This window comes from Dietzia sp. 179-F 9C3 NHS, from assembly GCF_045369825.1.
Taxonomy (GTDB): Bacteria; Actinomycetota; Actinomycetes; order Mycobacteriales; family Mycobacteriaceae; genus Dietzia.
Genome location: NZ_JBIQES010000009.1, coordinates 72,466 through 89,564, shown reverse-complemented (window position 1 = coordinate 89,564; position 17,099 = coordinate 72,466). Strand labels below are relative to the sequence as shown.

The following is a 17,099-nucleotide window of genomic DNA, read 5'->3' as shown; positions in this document are numbered from 1 at the left end:
CACCCGCATCAGCACCCCACTCGCCGAGGAATTCGGGATCGCATACCCGATCTTCGCCTTTACCCCCTCCAAGTACGTCGCCGCCGCCGTCACCCGCGCCGGCGGCATGGGCGTGCTCGGCTGCGTCCGCTACAACGACCCGGCGGAGCTCGACGAGGTTCTCACCTGGATGGACGAGAACACCGACGGCAAGCCGTACGGAGTGGACGTGGTGATGCCCAACAAGGTGCCCACCGAAGGCAGCGCCGTGGACCTGGGCGCCATGATCCCCGAGGAGCACAAGTCCTTCGTCAACCGCGTCCTCGACGACCTGGGCGTGCCGCCGCTGGACCAGGACGACACGCGCAACACCGGTGTCCTGGGCTGGCTGCACTCCGTGGCGGCCTCCCACGTCGAGGTGGCACTGAAGCACCGACCGGTGCTCATCGCCAACGCCCTCGGCTCGCCGCCCGTCGAGGTGATCGAGCAGTCGCACGCCGCCGGGCTCAAGGTGGCGGCCCTGGCCGGGTCGGTCAAGCACGCGCTGGCCCACGTCGAGAACGGGGTCGACATCGTGGTGGCCCAGGGCGGCGAGGCCGGCGGCCACACCGGCGAGGTCGCCACCATCGTGCTCGTGCCCGAGATCGTCCGCGCGCTCGACGGGAAGGTTCCCGTGCTCGCCGCGGGCGGCCTCGGCGACGGCGCGCAGGTCGCCTCCGTGATCGGCATGGGCGCGCAGGGCGCCTGGATGGGCTCGCGCTGGCTCACCGCGCAGGAGTACGCCGACGACGGCGGTTCCCAGGCCATGCAGCAGGCGCTGTTGCGCGCGACCAGCCGCGACACAGTCCGCTCGCGCATCTACTCCGGCAAGCCGGCGCGGCTGCTGCGCTCCAAGTGGACCGACGCATGGGAGGCCGAGGGCGCGCCCGACGCCCTGCCCATGCCGCTGCAGAACGTGCTCGTGGCCGAGGCTCACCAGCGCATCTCCGAGGCGCAGGATCCCGAGGTCGTGGCCATGCCCGCCGGGCAGATCATCGGCTCGCTCGACGGGATCGTCCCGGTCGCCGACACCATGGCGCAGATCGTCGACGAGTACTCCGCCGCCGTCGAGCGGTTGCGCGGCACGCTGGGCTAGCCCCGCCGGGTTGTGCCCGCCCGCCGGGTTGCGCATCCCCTCCGGGTTGTGCATCCGATTGGGCGCCCGCCCGCCGGGTTGTGCATCCTCGCTGGGTTGTGCATCCGATTGGGCGCAGTCGGGATGCACAACCCCTGCACCACTCGACATTTCGGATGCACAACCCGGCGGGGAGGTCATGCTCTCGAGGCGTAAGCCTCGGCCACGAGCCGGATCATCTCTGCGCGATTGCGGTAGTACATCTCCTTGGTCACCACGATCACGGTCCACCCCTGCGCGAGGAGCCGGTTTCGCCGCCGGATATCTCTCTTGATGCGTGCGGGGTCGGCGAAGTGGCCGTCGCCGTCGTACTCCACGGCAATTTTCCGGTGGCGGTCCGCCAGGTCGAGGTGGTAGCCCAGGCCGGCGACCTCGACCTGCGGTACGAGGTCGGTGAAACCGGCGGCCGCGAGTGTCATTCGCACCCGGGTCTCCATCGGCGACTGCGACCGACCGTCGGCCACGGCGAACACGCGCCTCGCCCGCGCCGCGCCCCAGCGCCCGGCCACGGCCGCGATGGTCTCGTCCATGTGCTCGAGGCGCAGGATGCGGCCGTGCAGTGATTCCACAGCGATCACCGCGTCCTCGAACGGCAGAAACCGGGCCAGGTCAAAGGCCGTCCACCGGGGCGTGGTGACGCGCGCTCCCGCCACCGTCGTGACGGCGGCCTCCGGAACGACGAACCGACGGATCCGAATTCCCGCCCGGCGCCGCATGCTCTTCCCCACACAGATCTCGGGTGGCGCGTCGTCGGGATGGGGTCCGCCGTGTACCGCGACCGCCGACCATCCGCACAACACCGCCTCCGGATACAACGACGCCACCGCGAGGGATCGCGCGCGGAGGTCGTCCGGGTGATCCACCGGGAGCACGAGGCCGGTGGTGACCGAGCGGAACGCGTTCCGGCGTTCCGATCGCCGGAGCTCTGCGAGCGCGGGACCCGACACGGCCGGCGTGGGGGCGAGTCGGGACGGGCGGGGGCGCGGATCGTGCGGGTCGTCAAGGTACACGGACCGAGCATCTCCGGCTCCCCGAGGTCGTCGGCCCCGTCACCGTGCCGAACGCGGTCGAACTGTGGGTGCGCCGGGGCCATGTGGAATGGATGGACTCGCTGGTCATCGAAGCGCCGCCGGGAGACGACGACGAGGCCCCCACCTCGGCGACCCGATTCCCCGTCTTTCCCGTCCGGCCGCGCATCTTCCGAGTGCGCCCCGCCCGGGTTGCGCTTCCTCTCGGTCCCTCGCTCCCCGGGTTGCGCTTCTTCTTGGTAACCGAACGGAAGCGCAAACCCGAGTGCGCCCGACAACAGGGATGCACAACCCGGTGGGGGCAACCCGGTGGGGGCAACCCGGTGGGGGCGGCCCGGTGGGGGCGGCCCGGTGGGGGCGGGCCGGCGGGGGCGGGCCGCGCGCAGGCGCGGGGTGGACGAGGTCAGCCGGGGGAGTGGGCCTCGAAGACGGTTGTACCCGGGGCGCGGAGGAACACCCGGTCGCCGGCTGGCTCGGCCCCGAGCGAGGTGAGGTCACGGGCCCGGAACTTGAAGCTCGCGGTGCGGGGCAGGTCCGCGGTCACGCGCAGCAGCGACGGCCACTGCTTGGGCCCCAGGTCGGCCTGCGCGGCGAGGAACTCCCCGAACCCGGCAGCGAACCCGGCGGCGAACCCGGCAGCGAACCCGGCATCGACCGCCGCGGCGTCCGCACCCGCGCGCGGCACGACCGCCGCGGCCACGTCGTCCCCGATCGCACCCGGCCCGCGCACCACCTCGGCGGGCACCGCGTAGACGCCCACCTCGGCCACGTCGGGGTGCCGGCGCAGCACGCGCTCGATCGGGGCGGCCGCGAGGTTCTCGCCGTCGACCCGCATCCACCCGCCGGAGCGGCCGGCGAAGTAGACGTATCCCTCGGCGTCCACGTAGGCCAGGTCGCCGCTCCAGAACCGGCCGTCCCTCAGCCGCGAGGCGTCGGCCGCCGGGTCGTTGTAGTAGCCGGCGAACAGGCCGGGGCCGTCGGCGACCATCTCGCCCACCGCCTCGTGGGCGTTCACCAGGACGCCCTCGTCGGAGAACACGGCCCGCGGGCACTCGGCGCCGGTCTCCACGTCCACCACGCGCACGCCGTCGGGCAGCGGCCCGAGTGCGGACTCCGGGGTGTCGGGGGTGCGGGTCACGGACACGCCGCCCTCGCTGGAGCCGAAGCCGTCCACCACGGTCACGCCGAACCGGCGGGCGAACTCGCGCCGGACGTCCGGCGGGGCCTCGTTGCCGTAGACCACGCGCATGGGGTTGTCGGCGTCGTCGTCGCGTTCGGGCGTGGCCAGCACGTAGGAGAGCGGGGCGCCGACGTAGTTGGCGAAGGTACACCTGTAGCGGCGGACGTCGTCGAGCCAGCCGGAGACCGAGAACCGTCGCCGCACCGCGATCGAGCAGCCCGAGAACAGGGCGATCGGCCACGCCACCATCACGGCGTTGGAGTGGAAGAGCGGCATGGCGCTGTACACGCAGTCGTCGGCGCCGATCCCGAACCGCTCGGCGAGCATCCGCCCCGGCACGGCGATCTTGGACTGCGTGATCCGCACGGCCTTGGGGTCGCCGCTCGTGCCCGAGGTGAACACCAGCGCCACCAGGTCGTCGGGCCCCACCGGCACGTCGGCGGGGTCGGGGAGCCCGGCGCCCGCGTGCCGCTCGAGCAGCGCCGTCCACTCGGGGGAGTCCACGTCCACAACGGGCACCCCCGGATCGAGGGCGTCGAGCAGCGGGGCGTGGTCGGCGTCGGTGAGCACCACGGCGCAGTCGGCGAGCGCGGCGTCGCGCGCCAGGGCCTCGCCGCGGCGCGTGGGGTTGAGCCCGGCCACCACGAGCTCGGAGCACGCCGCGGCCGCGAGCAGGTGGAGGTACTCGGGGACGCCCGGTAGCAGCACGCCGACGTGGGGAGGGCGCGGCGAGCCGCCCGGCGGGGCCCCGCCCTGTGACGACGACGAGGCCAGCAGCTCGCGCAGCGCCGCGATCCGCGTCGCCGCCGCCCGGACCGCGTCCGGCCAGGGCAGGAGCTCGCCCTCGGACCAGATGCCGCGCGGCCCGTCAGAGCCGCGGGCGGGGCACGTGTCCGCGCCGGCGAGGGCGTGGATCGCGGCGGCGACGGAGCGTTCCGGGCCACCGGCGTAGTCGGCGATCGTGCGGATCGCCCCCGTCACGTGTGTCGCTCCCACGGATCGCCGTGCGCCGCCAGCACCTCGCCCAGGTCGAGCAGCTGCCGGGTCGCGCCGCCGAGGCGGAACTCGCCGGCCTTGGCGGCCAGGAAGTAGCGGTGGGCGGGCTCGGAGCGGTCCAGGCCCACGCCGCCGTGGATGTGCACGGTCGAGTGCGCGAGCCGGTGCCCGGTCTCGCAGGCCCAGAAGTGGGCGGAAGCCACGGCCGAGCGGGCGGCGGGACCCGGGGCTCCGCGGCCCGCCGCGCTCGACGAGTCCGGGCCGCTACAGGCGTCGAGCTCGAAGGCGGCGCGCAGCGTCGCGAGCCGGACCGCGTCCACGTCGATCGAGCCGTCCGCCAGTCGCGCCGCGACCGCCTGGAACGAGCCGATGGGCCGGCCGAACTGGCGGCGCTGGGAGGCGTAGGCGGCGGTGCGCTCGAGCGCGGCCTCGACCACGCCCCACTGGTACGCGGCCAGGTGGACGCGGCGACGCAGGGCGTCGGTCGCGGCGGCGCCCTGGGGTAGGGCGGTGGCGTCGCCGAGCTGGCCGGTGACCAGGCCCGCGCACGAGTAGTCCACGGGCACGGTGCGCTCGACCTGCACCGACGCACGGTCGGCGACGCGCAGGCCGTCGTCCGCGGGCTGCACGACCACGTCCGCGATCGGGGCCCAGTCCACCTCGGGCGCCGGGCCGTGGGCGCCGGGGTCGGCGACGGCCGCGATCTCCCGGCCCTCGGCGACGGCGGCGGCGCGGTCGCCGAGCCCCGCCGCATCGAGCAGGTGCGTGGCGCGGACGGCGGGCGAGAGCGGCACGGGCGCCAGTACGCGGCCGAGCTCGCGGAGCACGAGCGCCTCCGCGACCACCCCGAGCGCGGCGCCGCCGCAGGACTCGGGCGCGAGCGCGCTCGGCACCCCGCCCTCGGCGAGCGCGGACCACAGTCCCGCGTGGAAGCGGGCGTCGGAACGGTCGGTGCCGCCGGACTCGGTGCCGGGGCCGAAGCGGGCGTCGAGCTCGCGCAGGGACCCGTCGGTCACCAGCTTCTCGCCCATGTCACGGACGAGGCCGGTGAGCTCTCGGATGTCGTCACTGATGCGGAAGTCCATGTCAGCCGTCCTTCCGGGCCGGAGCCGGGGCGGGCGCCACGCGCGGGGCGGGCGGCAGGCCCAGACCGGCCGTGGCGATGATGTCGCGCTGCACCTCGTTGGTGCCGCCGCCAAAGGTGAGGATGAGCGCCGAGCGGTGCAGCCGCTCGATCCGCCCGTGCAGGGCGGCCGTCGGGGAGTGGGCGCGCTGGTAGCCGCTGGACCCGAGTACCTCCATGAGCAGGCGGTAGGCCTCGGTCGCGGTCTCGGTGCCGTAGACCTTGGTCGCCGACGCCGCGATCCGGGTGGGCGTGGCGTCGTCGGCACTGACGATCTCCCAGTTGCGCAGCGCCAGGTACTCGGCCATGGCGTGGACGCGGGCCAGGTGCGAGCGCACCCACTCGTGGTCGAGCACCACGCCGGAGCCGGGCAGCCCGACGTCCGCGGAGCGGGTCTCGCGCGCCCACGCGAGCACCTGCCGCAGCGAGGCCTGCAGCGGCCCCGCCGAGGTCAGGGCCACGCGCTCGTGGTTGAGTTGGTTGGTCATGAGCGGCCAGCCGCCGTGTTCGGGGCCCACGAGGTTGGAGGCGGGCACCACGACGTCCTCGTAGTAGGTGGCGCTGGTGTCCGGCCCGGCCATGGTCCGAACGGGCGTCCACGAGAAGCCCTCGGCGGTGGTGGGCACGACGATCATGGAGATGCCCTTGTGCCGCTTGGCCTCGGGATCGGTCCGCGCCGCGAGCCAGATCCAGTCGGCGTACGCGACGAGGGAGGTCCACATCTTCTGCCCGTTGATGCGGTAGACGTCGGTGCCCTCGTGCTCGCCGGAGCCGGCCTCCTTCACCGCGCGGGTCTTGAGCGAGGCGAGGTCGGTGCCGGAGTCGGGCTCGGAGTAGCCGATGCCGAAGTGTAGTTCGCCGCGACTGATGCGGGGCAGGAAGTAGGCCTTCTGCTCGTCGGAGCCGAACGCCATGATCGTGGGCGCCACCGAGTTGATGGTGAGGAAGGGCACGGGGACGCCGGCGATGGCTGCCTCGTCGGTAAAGATGAGCTGCTCGATCATCGGGCGGGCGCGGCCGCCGAACTCCTCGGGCCAGCCCAGGGTGAGCCAGCCGTCGCGGCCCATCTCGGCCACGATGTCGCGGTAGGCGCTGCCGTGGCCGTACTCGCCGGTGGTGGAGGTGAAGGACGTGCGGCGCTCGGGCGTCATGAGCCGCGAGAAGTACTCGCGCAGTTCGGCGCGCAGCCGCTGTTGGTCGGGGGTGTAAGTGATGTCCATATGCCCTAAGCTCGTCCCTGAGTTGTAACACGTTCTAGTGTCGCGGCTCACATAGTATCGAACCACGCCCGCGGTCACCGAGGCCGCGGGCCCGGCCGAGGAGGACAGTCATGAGGATCATCGTGGATCCCAACCGATGCGAGGGGCAGGCCGTGTGCACCGGACTGGCCCCGAAGGTCTTTGAACTGGGTGACGACGACGAGATCGTGCGCGTGATCGCCGATCCGGTCCCGGAGGAGCTCCAGAAGCGCGCCCTCAAGGCCGTGGAGAAGTGCCCGATGGCCGCCCTCAAGGCCGAGGAGTGACCGCCGGGATGGCCTCACTCGACTCCGATCTGTCCCTCGACGGCCGCGTCGCCGTCGTCACCGGCTCCGGCTCCGGCCTGGGCGCCGCGGAGGCCGTCAACCTGGCCCGCTCCGGCGCCGCCGCCGTCGTGATCAACGACATCCGGGCCGGCGAGGCCACGGACGCGGTGATCGCGGACATCGAGGCGGCCGGCGCCAGGGCCGAGCTCGTGGTGGGCGACGTCTCCGAGCGCGAGACCGCCGACGCCATGTGCGCCGCGGCCGTCAAGCACGGCGGCCTGCACGTGGTGGTCAACAACGCCGGCATCACGCGCGACAAGATGCTCTTCAATCTCGACGACGCCGACTTCGACGCCGTGGTCAAGGTGCACCTCCGCGGACACTTCCTGCTCACGCGCAACGCCGCCGCCCACTGGCGGGCGGAGAGCAAGAAGTCGGAGGATCCCGTCTACGGTCGCCTGATCAACACCTCGTCCGAGGCCGGGCTCTTCGGCCCGCCCGGGCAGGCGAACTACGGCGCCGCCAAGGCGGCCATCACGGCTCTGACGCTCTCGGCCTCCCGCGTGCTCTCGCGGATCGGCTGCACCGCCAACGCGATCGCCCCGCGCGGCCGCACGGGGATGACCGAGAACGTCTTCGAGGCCTGGGACGAGTCCCAGGGTCCCGATCCGCTCTCCCCGGACCGGGTGGCGGACCTCGTGTCCTACCTCGCCTCCCCGGCCGCCGCGGAGATCACGGGACAGCTGTTCGTGGTCTACGGCGGCATGGTGGCGCTCGTCGAGGCACCGGTCGTGGAGAAGCGCTTCGACGCCGACGGCGGCATCTGGGACCGGCGCGCCTTTGCCGATGCGGTCTCCGCCCACTGGGCCGATCGGCCCGAGGGCAAGTCGTTCTCCGCCAGCGAGATCATGAAGCTCTAGATCTGCGCAGGTGACGGGCCCCCGAGCCGGTTTCTGAGAGTCCGGTCCGGGGGCCCGTTTCACGCTGTCAGCCCGTGTTAAGGTCCCCGCACAACGGGAGGTGTGCGGCGGCCGCCGGTTCAGCGGGGTTTGCCAACGAGAGCACGTTCTCGTTATTGTGTAAGCCGGGTCACACCAAAATGGACGCTTGTATAAAACGGAGGGGGCACGCATGGCCAAGGTTCTCGACGCGCCCCTCAAGGGCGTAGGCGAGTTCTTCGCGCTCACCCTCGACACGTTCGTGTCGTTCCCCTCGATCGTCCGGCAGACCCGCGAGTTCATCGACCAGTCGTGGTTCATCGCGCGCGTGTCGATGCTCGCCACCGTCCTCGTGGCCATCCCCTTCACTGTCCTGGTGAGCTTCACGCTCAACATCCTCCTGCGCGAGATCGGCGCCGCCGACCTCTCGGGGGCGGGCGCAGCCCTCGGTGCCGTCACCCAGGTCGGCCCCATGGTCACGGTGCTCATCGTGGCCGGCGCCGGCGCCACCGCCATCTGCGCCGACCTCGGCGCGCGCACCATCCGCGAGGAGATCGACGCCATGGAGGTGCTCGGGATCGACCCGGTCAAGCGCCTCGTGGTGCCGCGCGTGGCCGCCTCGACGTTCGTCGCGCTGCTGCTCAACGGCCTGGTCTGCACCATCGGCATCCTCGGCGGCTTCCTGTTCTCCGTCCTGCTCCAGGGCGTCAACCCCGGCGCGTTCGTCAACGGCATCACCCTGCTCACCGGCTTCGGCGAGCTCATCCTGGCCCAGATCAAGGCCGGCATGTTCGGCATGCTCGCCGGCCTCGTGGCCTGCTACAAGGGCCTCTACGTGCGTGGCGGGCCGAAGGACGTCGGCAACGCGGTCAACGAGACCGTCGTCTTCGCCTTTATGTCCCTGTTCGTGGTCAACACCGTCCTCACGGCGGTCGGCGTCAAGGTCCTGGGGGCGTGAGATGACCGTCATCGAGACCACCCGGTTCCCGCGGCTGTCGCGGGCCAAGCACAACGTCGTGGGCAGCTTCGACGACTTCGGCGACCACGCCCTGTTCTTCTGGCGTGCCCTCGTGGCCACGCCGCGGGCGTTGACCCAGTACCCCAAGGAGACGATCCGGCTCATCGCCGAGATCGCCATGGGCACCGGCGCTCTGGCCATGATCGGCGGCACCGTCGTGATCGTCGGCTTCCTCACCCTGGCCACCGGCGGCGTCATTGCCGTCCAGGGCTTCTCCTCGCTCACCGACGTCGGCGTCGAGGCCCTCACCGGCTTCTTCGCCGCCTTCATCAACGTCCGCATCGCCGCGCCCGTCATCGCGGGCATCGGCCTGGCCGCCACCATCGGCGCCGGGGCCACGGCGCAACTCGGCGCCATGAAGGTCTCCGAGGAGATCGACGCCCTCGAGGTGATGGGCATCGACTCGATCACCTACCTGGTGTCCACGCGCATCGTCGCCGGGATGATCGCGGTGGTGCCGCTGTACTCCCTCGCCGTCATCGCGTCGTTCCTCGCCAGCCGCTTCGCCACCGTGCGGATCTACGGGCAGTCCGGCGGCGTCTACGACCACTACTTCTCGACGTTCCTCATCCCCACGGACATCCTGTGGTCCTTCGTGCAGGCCATCGCCATGGCCATCACGATCATGCTCATCCACACCTACTACGGCTACAACGCCGCCGGCGGCCCCGCCGGCGTCGGCTCCGCGGTCGGCAACGCCGTCCGCACCTCGCTCGTCGCCGTGGTGACCGTAACCCTTCTCGTCTCCCTCGCGATCTACGGCGGGGACGGCAACTTCAACCTGTCGGGATAGGAGGCGAACGTGGCGAGAACGGTGAGTCAGAGCGACACGGTGCCCAAGCGCATCGCTGCCGCGAGTCTGACGCTCTTCATCGTGATCGTGGTCGCACTCTCCCTGGCCATGTTCACGCGCGCGTTCGACGACCGGGTGGCGCTGACGGTCCGTAGCGACCGTGCCGGCCTCGTCATGGAGGCCGACGCCAAGGTGCGCTCGCGCGGCGTCGAGATCGGCAACGTCACCGAGATCCGCCAGGAGTTCGACGGCGCGACCATCGAGATCGAGGTGGACCCGGCCGCCCTCGAAGCGATCCCCGCCGACTCCCACGTCAACATCCGCTCCAACACGATCTTCGGCGCCAAGTCCATCGACTTCATCCCCACCGCCGGCACCGACGGCGCGCCGCTGCGCGAGGGCACCGTGGTCGAGGCCTCCAACGTCACCGAGGAGGTCAACACCCTCTTCCAGGACCTCACCGACCTGCTCGAGGCGGTCGAGCCGGAGAAGCTCAACTCCACCCTCGGCGCCATCGCCGGCGCGGTCGACGGCCGCGGCGAGCAGGTGGGCCAGACGATCACCGACCTCAACGCGTACCTCGAGGAGATCAACCCGCAGATCGAGACCCTGCAGCGGGACCTCGCCAAGGGCTCGCGCGTGGCCAACCTCTACGCCGACGTCACCCCCGAGCTCATGCGCCTGCTCGACTCGGGCACCGACGTGGGCACCAACATCGTCAACAACCAGGCCCGCTTCGAGCAGACCCTCGTCGCCGCGATCGGCACCGGCGAGACCGGCAAGCGCCTGCTCGCCGAGAACGGCGACGAGCTGGTCAAGACCCTGTCCGACCTGCGCGCCACCGTCAGCCTGGTGTCCGAGTACCACCCCATGCTCACCTGCCTCATCGTGGGCCTCAACCAAGGCGTCGAGGGCGCCATGCCGGCGTTCGGCGGCAAGGACCAGCCCGGCCTCGTGTTCAAGGCCGGCTTCCAGCAGGGTGCGCGGGCGTACGAGTACCCCAAGGACCTGCCCAAGGTCAACGCCAGCACCGGCCCGAACTGCTACGGCCTGCCGTTCCCCGACCCGAACGTGCACGCCCCCTTCGTCGTCACCGACACCGGCTCCAACCCCGTGGAGGGCATGCCCGACGTGTTCACCTCACGCCCCGGCCCGCTGTTCGGGCCCCTCAAGCCGACAGAGCCCGGCCGCCCCGCGCCGCCGACGCTCCTGCAGGTCATGCTCGGCATGGACGGGGAGACCCCGTGACCGCCGGCCGCGTCGCCGCCCGCCGGGCCCGCGCCACGCTCATCAAGCTGTCGATCTTCGCGACGGTCATGCTGCTCGTGCTCGCCGGCCTCATCGTGGTGTTCAGCGAGTACCGCTCCGGCGACTACGAGGACTACAACGCGCACTTCACCGACGTCTCCGGACTGGAGAAGGGCGACAAGGTCCGTATCGCCGGCGTCGAGGTGGGCCGGGTCGGCAAGATCGGGCTGGCCGACGGCAACACCGCCGACGTCGAGTTCACCGTGACCGGCAACCAGGTGGTGCACCGCAGCACCGAGGCCGTGGTCCGGTACGAGAACCTCACCGGCGACCGCTACCTCGAGCTCAAGCGCGGCAAGGGCGACCAGTCGGCGCTCGAGCCCGGCGGCACCCTGCCGATATCGCAGACCTCGCCGGCCCTCGACCTGGACGCGCTGCTCGGCGGCTTCCGTCCGCTGTTCCGCGCGCTCGACCCGGGCGAGGTCAACGAGCTGTCCGACTCGATCGTCAAGGTGTTCCAGGGCGAGGCCGGAACGGTCCACGACCTGCTCGCCTCGACGTCGTCGCTCACCCGCGCCCTCGCGGACCGCGACGAGCTCATCGGCGACGTGATCACCAACCTCAACGGCGTCCTCACCACGGTCGAGGCCAACCACGACAACGTGGACTCGATCGTCGTGGACCTCCAGCAGCTCATCTCCGGGCTCGCCGCCAACGCCGAGCCGATCGGCGAGTCGGTGAGCCGGCTGGGCGACGCGAGCGCCAACATGACCACCCTGCTGTCCGACGTGCGGCCCGCCCTGAGGGAGGACGTGCGGCAGATCGACCGCGTGGCGACCCTCGTCAACGACGACGAGGAGTTCGTCGAGAACGTGATCAACCGCCTGCCGAGCGACTTCGAGAAGATGGGTCGACTGGGCGTCTACGGCAGCTTCTTCCAGTTCTACCTCTGTGGCGTGATCGTCCGGATCACCAACCCGGCGACCGGCCAGGACCTCTTCATGCCCCAGTACGAGCAGACCACGGGGAGGTGTGCGTTCCCCGATGAGTGAGAAGAACGACGGCGCGCCGCTCAAGGCGCCCAGGGGCCAGCTCCGGTTCCGCGACCGCGACCCCAAGTGGATCGGCGTGTGGGGGTCGGTGGGCGCGGTCGCGCTCATGGCGATCTCGCTGAGCTACGACCGCATCCCGTACGTCAACGGCACCCGCAACGCCACCGCCTACGTCGCCGACGCCGCCGGGCTCAACACCGGCGACGAGGTCCAGGTGGCGGGCATGAAGGTCGGCGCCGTCCGCAAGATCGGCCTCGACGGCGACCGGGTCAAGGTCGACTTCGCGATCGACACCGACGTGGACCTGGGGGAGGACACCTCGGCCCAGATCAAGACCGACTCGATCCTCGGCCGCCGCGCGCTCGCCGTCTTCTCCGACGGCCGCGGCGAGCTGGCGGACACCACCATCCCGCTCGAGCGCACCTCGGTGCCGTACTCGCTCACCTCCGCGCTCGGCGACCTGTCCGACACGGTCGAGGCCATGGACACCGACAAGGTGGACGAGGCACTCACCGTGATCTCCGAGACCATGGAGACCTCCTCGCCCGAGGTGCGGGGCGCGATCGACGGCATCACCCGCCTGTCGCAGTCCCTCAACAAGCGCGACGAGGGCGTGCGCGAGCTGCTCGACAAGGCAGCCGGCACCACCGACATCCTCGGCACGCGCAGCGACCAGATCAACCAGCTCATGGTGGACGGCAACACCCTGTTCATCCAACTCGACATGCGGCGCCGCGCGATCAGCGAGCTCATCACCAACATCGACGAGCTCGCCCGCCAGCTCTCCGGCGTGGTGCAGGACAACGAGGCGCAGCTCGGGCCCGCGCTCGACAAGCTCGAGAACGTCTCGGACCTGCTCATCCGCAACCGCGACGACCTCGACCTGGGCCTGCGCCGGATCGTCCCCTACGCCACTGCGCTCAGCGAGGCCGTCGCCTCCGGCCCGTGGTTCAACGCCTATATCTCCAACCTGTCGCTCGGCCATTACCAGCAGACGATCCTCCGGGACCTCATGCCGCTGATCGACGACCGGGTCCAACCCGAGCCGGGCCTGGTGCGTGAGCCGACGATGCCCGGCACACCCGGTCTGACCCTCATGGACGAGTTCCCCGGTTGGGGAGTCAACAGGAAGCCGCGATGAGTAGATTCCTCTCCTCCACAGCAGCCAAGGTGATCGCGGTGCTCGCCGTGATCGCCCTGGTCGTGGCCGCCGTGTGGCTGTTCACGACCCGGACCAAGACCATCACGGCCTATTTCGAGTCCACCCGCGGTGTCTACCAGGACGACACGGTGCGCGTGCTCGGCGTCACGGTGGGCACCATCTCGGACATCAGCATCGAGGACGGCCTGTCCAAGGTCACCATGGAGGTCGACCACGAGGTCCCGATCCCCGCCGACGCCAACGCGCTGCTCGTGGCGCAGTCGCTCGTCGCCGAACGCTTCATCCAACTCTCCCCCGCCCACACCGGCGGCCCCGAGATGGAGGACGGCGGCGAGATCCCCGTCGAGCGCACCGCGGTCCCCGTGGAGTGGGACGGCGTCAAGGAGCAGCTCATGAAGCTCTCCTCGGCGCTCGGTCCCGCCGACGGTGAGGAGACCGGCCCGCTCGGCGACTTCGTGGACTCGGCCGACGCCATGCTCGAGGGCAACGGCGCCGAGGTGCGCGACGCGCTCAACCAGCTCTCCCACACCATGTCGGTGCTCTCCGACGGCCGGGAGAACCTCTTCACCACCCTCAAGAACCTCCAGCTGTTCGTCACCGCCCTCTCGCAGAGCGAGGAGCAGATCGTCTCCTTCGGCGGCAGGCTGGCCAGCGTCACCCAGGTGCTGGGGGACCAGACCGACGACATCGACGCCGCCCTGCGCGACCTCGACCTGGCGGTGACCGACATCGACCGCTTCCTCGACAACCACGGCACGCGCCTGACCACCGCCGTGGACAAGCTCGGCCAGGCCACCTCGGTGATCCGCGACCGCCGCGCCGACCTCGAGGGCGTCCTGCACGTGGCCCCCACCGCCATGGCGAACTTCTACAACATCTACCGCCCGTACCAGGGCGTGCTCAACGGCGTGCTGGCCATGAACCAGATGGCCAACCCCACCAACTTCATCTGCGGCGCCATCGCCGGCCTGGCCAACAACACGGCCGAGTCCGACGCCGAGCTCTGCGCGCAGTACATGGGGCCGCTGTTCAACTCACTCACCTCCAACTACCCGTACGGCACGGTGACCCCGCCCGTCACGCCGACCGCCGAGCCACACCAGATCTGGGAGCACCAGAAGCCGGGCACGCAGACCCCGCCCGGTGTCCAGCCGCCGTCAGCGCGGCCGGACCCGCTGGTCAACGTGGTCAACAAGGGCGACAACCTCACCGACACGCTGCTCGCGACGGGGGGTGCGTGATGCGCACCGACCGCCACGGATCCCGCACCCGGGGCCGCCTGCTCGGCGCCGGCGCCCTCGGCGCCGCCGTGCTGCTCACCGGCGCCGGCTGCACCTGGGACGGCCTCAACTCGCTGCCGCTGCCGGGCGCGCAGGGCAACGGCGAGGGCGCCTACGAGGTGACCATCGAGATGCCCAACGTCACGACCATCACCAAGAACTCGCCGGTGCGCGTCAACGACGTCAACGTGGGCTCCATCAAGGAGCTGCGTGTGGAGGACTACACGGCCATCGTCACGGTCTCGCTCAACGAGGAGGTCCGGCTCCCGGCCAACGCCCACGCCAAGATCGGGCAGACCAGCCTCCTGGGCTCACAGCACCTCGAGCTGTTCCCGCCGCCGGACGGCAAGGCCGAGGGCAGCCTGTCGGGTGGCGACCGCATCCCGCTCGAGCGGGCCGGCGTGTACCCGACCACGGAGCAGACCCTCTCGGCGCTCTCCGTGGTGCTCACCGACGGCGGCCTCGCCCAGTTCGAGACCATCTCCCGGGAGCTCAACACCGCGCTCGACGGCCGGCAGGTCGACGCCAAGGAGGTCCTGGGCCAGCTCGAGACCACCGTGAGCGGCCTCGACGACCAGCGCGCCGACATCATCGCGGCCATGGACGGGCTCGACCGGCTCTCGCGGCAGATCAACGAGCAGAACGACACCCTGTCCAAGGCGCTCGCGCAGATGCCGGAGGCCCTGAACCTCATCAACGACCAGAAGCAGGAGCTCACCACCGCGCTGGTCTCGCTGGGCGACTTCGGCAACAAGGCCAACCAGATCATCGACGCCGGGGGTGGACAGAACCTCGTGGAGAACCTGCGTGACATCACGCCGGTCCTCGACGCGCTGGCCAACTCGGGCCGCGACCTCACGCGGGTGCTGAGCTCACTCATCACGTTCCCGTTCCCGCAGGCCGGTATCGACAACTTCCTGCGCGGCGACTACGCCAACCTCTACATCGACGCCGACGCCACGATGCCTCGCCTGGCAGAGACCCTCCTGCTGGGCACCGAGTTCGGGAACCGCATGGCCGGCCTCGAGGGCTACGTGGGCCTGGCGCCCAACCCCATGGCGAGCGCCGACCCGTTCTCGCTCGACGTGCCGGCCCCGCCGGCGCCGGCACCGGAGGAACTCGCCGAGGCTCTCGGAGTTCCGGGCGCCGCCGACCCGGCCCCCGCGCCCGAGGAGGCTCCCCGATGAGCAAGTTCGTCAAGATGCAGCTGACGGTGTTCGCCGTGGTCACGGTGATCTCCCTCGTCGTCATGGGGGTCGTGTACCTCAAGCTCCCCACCGCCTTCGGGTGGAAGCGGACCGACGTGGCGTTGGAGATGCCGGACACCGGCGGGCTCTACCAGAACGCCAACGTGTCCTACCTCGGCAACGTCATCGGCCGCGTCGACGCCGTGACCCTCAAGCCGGGCCGCGTCGTGGCCGAGATGCACTTCGACTCCGACGCCGGCGTGCCCGAGAACGTGCGCGCCGAGATCCGCAGCGTGTCCGCGGTCGGCGAGCAGTACGTCGAGTTCGTGCCCACCGGGACGCCCGCCGGCGAGCTGGCCGACGGCACCGTCCTGGGCCCGGACCGGATCCGCATGCCGCAGGGTATCGGGCCGGTCCTCGACCAGGCCACCGTGCTCATGGCCTCGATCGACGACGCCAAGATGCGGCGCGTCATCTCGGAGGCGTTCGACGCCTTCAACGGCTCCGAGCGCGACCTGCAGCAGTTCCTCGACTCCGCGCAGCTCCTGCTCGACGAGGCCCAGCGCAACTCCGGCGCCACCCGTCAGCTCATCGCCGACGCCGAGCCGGTCCTGGACTCGCAGCTCCGCTCGGCGGACTCGATCCGCGCCTGGACCCGCAACCTGGCCGACGTCACCGACCAGCTCCGCGAGAACGAGCCGCAGCTCACCTCGCTCATCCAGCGCGGCCCCGACTCGCTGGGCCGGGCCACCAAGGTGCTCAACGACCTGCAGCCGACCATGCCGTTGCTCGTCGCGAACCTCATGAGCGTCGGCGAGGTGGGCGTGGTCTACAACCGCTCGCTCGAGCAACTACTCGTGATCTACCCGGCGCTGGTGTCCTCGCTCATCACCGCGATCGAGGGTGCCCGCGAGGACGGCGAGATCAAGGTGGACTTCAACCTCCAGATCAACGACACCCCGCCGTGCACCACCGGCTTCCTGCCGGCCGAGCAGCGCCGCTCGCCCGCAGATCTCACGGTCCCGCCGCTCATCAACGGCATCTACTGCAAGGTCCCGCAGGACTCGCAGATCACCGTCCGCGGCGCCCGCAACTTCCCGTGCATGGAGTTCCCAGGCCGCCGCGCCGCCTCGCCGCAGGAGTGCCGCGAGAACAACTACCAGCCCCAGGGCCACAACCCACCCGACACCAGCGAGGTGGGCCCGCCCGGGAACAACCCCAACGGTTGGAACGTGGCCCCGTCCTCGGACGAGGGCGAGCGGGAGATCCGGACCTCGGCCGCCACGTACGACCCGGCGACGGGCGAGTACCTCGGCGTCGACGGCAAAGCGTACCGTCAGTTGAACCTCGGCAAGGACAGCAAGCTGCCCGCCGACGCGCCACTCGCCGACATCCTGACGAACGGAGTGACCTAGT

15 protein-coding genes are annotated in these 17,099 nt (G+C 71.0%); 11 read left to right on the top strand and 4 right to left on the bottom strand.

All coding sequences use genetic code 11. The features are described 5' to 3' along the window. Positions 1-7: 7 nt before the first annotated feature. The gene (locus tag ACH0BZ_RS12320) at positions 8-1,114 is read left to right on the top strand and encodes an NAD(P)H-dependent flavin oxidoreductase (protein ID WP_406898803.1); all 1,107 of its coding nucleotides are present in this window, start codon (positions 8-10) and stop codon (positions 1,112-1,114) included. A 176-nt stretch (positions 1,115-1,290) separates the two neighbouring features. Here the strand turns inward: ACH0BZ_RS12320 and ACH0BZ_RS12315 are convergent, their stop codons facing one another. The 4 genes from ACH0BZ_RS12315 to ACH0BZ_RS12300 all read right to left on the bottom strand — a co-directional run bounded on the left by ACH0BZ_RS12315 (position 1,291) and on the right by ACH0BZ_RS12300 (position 6,700). Next, on the bottom strand, positions 1,291-2,163 hold the full coding sequence (locus ACH0BZ_RS12315; protein ID WP_406898746.1) for an endonuclease domain-containing protein: 873 nt from the start codon (positions 2,161-2,163) through the stop codon (positions 1,291-1,293). 421 nt (positions 2,164-2,584) lie between these two features. Continuing rightward, positions 2,585-4,342 carry an AMP-binding protein gene (locus tag ACH0BZ_RS12310; RefSeq protein WP_406898744.1) on the bottom strand — a complete coding sequence of 586 codons (1,758 nt, stop codon included), beginning with the start codon at positions 4,340-4,342 and terminating at the stop codon, positions 2,585-2,587. Beyond that, positions 4,339-5,442 carry an acyl-CoA dehydrogenase family protein gene (locus tag ACH0BZ_RS12305; RefSeq protein WP_406898743.1) on the bottom strand — a complete coding sequence of 368 codons (1,104 nt, stop codon included), beginning with the start codon at positions 5,440-5,442 and terminating at the stop codon, positions 4,339-4,341. Before ACH0BZ_RS12305 ends, ACH0BZ_RS12310 begins: the two co-directional genes overlap by 4 nt. Position 5,443: 1 nt before the next feature. Beyond that, positions 5,444-6,700 carry an acyl-CoA dehydrogenase family protein gene (locus ACH0BZ_RS12300; RefSeq protein WP_406898741.1) on the bottom strand — a complete coding sequence of 419 codons (1,257 nt, stop codon included), beginning with the start codon at positions 6,698-6,700 and terminating at the stop codon, positions 5,444-5,446. 110 nt (positions 6,701-6,810) lie between these two features. On the opposite strand from ACH0BZ_RS12300, the gene ACH0BZ_RS12295 reads away from it, so the two are divergent. The 10 genes from ACH0BZ_RS12295 to ACH0BZ_RS12250 all read left to right on the top strand — a co-directional run bounded on the left by ACH0BZ_RS12295 (position 6,811) and on the right by ACH0BZ_RS12250 (position 17,098). Continuing rightward, positions 6,811-7,005 carry a ferredoxin gene (locus ACH0BZ_RS12295; RefSeq protein WP_406898740.1) on the top strand — a complete coding sequence of 65 codons (195 nt, stop codon included), beginning with the start codon at positions 6,811-6,813 and terminating at the stop codon, positions 7,003-7,005. A gap of 8 nt (positions 7,006-7,013) precedes the next feature. Next, positions 7,014-7,925, top strand: a complete 912-nt coding sequence (locus tag ACH0BZ_RS12290; protein WP_406898739.1) for a 3-oxoacyl-ACP reductase — start codon at positions 7,014-7,016, stop codon at positions 7,923-7,925. A gap of 211 nt (positions 7,926-8,136) precedes the next feature. After that, positions 8,137-8,901, top strand: coding sequence for an MlaE family ABC transporter permease (locus tag ACH0BZ_RS12285; protein ID WP_406898737.1), 765 nt, complete (start codon positions 8,137-8,139; stop codon positions 8,899-8,901). A gap of 1 nt (position 8,902) precedes the next feature. Continuing rightward, the gene (locus ACH0BZ_RS12280) at positions 8,903-9,754 is read left to right on the top strand and encodes an MlaE family ABC transporter permease (protein WP_406898735.1); all 852 of its coding nucleotides are present in this window, start codon (positions 8,903-8,905) and stop codon (positions 9,752-9,754) included. A 9-nt stretch (positions 9,755-9,763) separates the two neighbouring features. After that, entirely contained in the window at positions 9,764-11,002 is a 1,239-nt protein-coding gene (locus ACH0BZ_RS12275; RefSeq protein WP_406898734.1) for an MCE family protein, read from the top strand. Beyond that, on the top strand, positions 10,999-12,054 hold the full coding sequence (locus ACH0BZ_RS12270) for an MCE family protein (protein WP_406898733.1): 1,056 nt from the start codon (positions 10,999-11,001) through the stop codon (positions 12,052-12,054). Before ACH0BZ_RS12275 ends, ACH0BZ_RS12270 begins: the two co-directional genes overlap by 4 nt. Then, positions 12,047-13,195: an MCE family protein gene (locus tag ACH0BZ_RS12265; protein ID WP_406898731.1), complete on the top strand. Its 1,149-nt coding sequence runs from the start codon at positions 12,047-12,049 to the stop codon at positions 13,193-13,195. Before ACH0BZ_RS12270 ends, ACH0BZ_RS12265 begins: the two co-directional genes overlap by 8 nt. Next, positions 13,192-14,457 (top strand): MCE family protein, encoded by a 1,266-nt coding sequence (locus tag ACH0BZ_RS12260; protein ID WP_406898729.1) that lies wholly within the window; start codon positions 13,192-13,194, stop codon positions 14,455-14,457. Before ACH0BZ_RS12265 ends, ACH0BZ_RS12260 begins: the two co-directional genes overlap by 4 nt. After that, positions 14,457-15,683: an MCE family protein gene (locus ACH0BZ_RS12255; RefSeq protein ID WP_406898727.1), complete on the top strand. Its 1,227-nt coding sequence runs from the start codon at positions 14,457-14,459 to the stop codon at positions 15,681-15,683. The genes ACH0BZ_RS12260 and ACH0BZ_RS12255 overlap by 1 nt, the downstream gene beginning before the upstream one ends. Next, positions 15,680-17,098 carry an MCE family protein gene (locus ACH0BZ_RS12250; protein WP_406898725.1) on the top strand — a complete coding sequence of 473 codons (1,419 nt, stop codon included), beginning with the start codon at positions 15,680-15,682 and terminating at the stop codon, positions 17,096-17,098. The genes ACH0BZ_RS12255 and ACH0BZ_RS12250 overlap by 4 nt, the downstream gene beginning before the upstream one ends. Position 17,099: the final 1 nt, after the last annotated feature.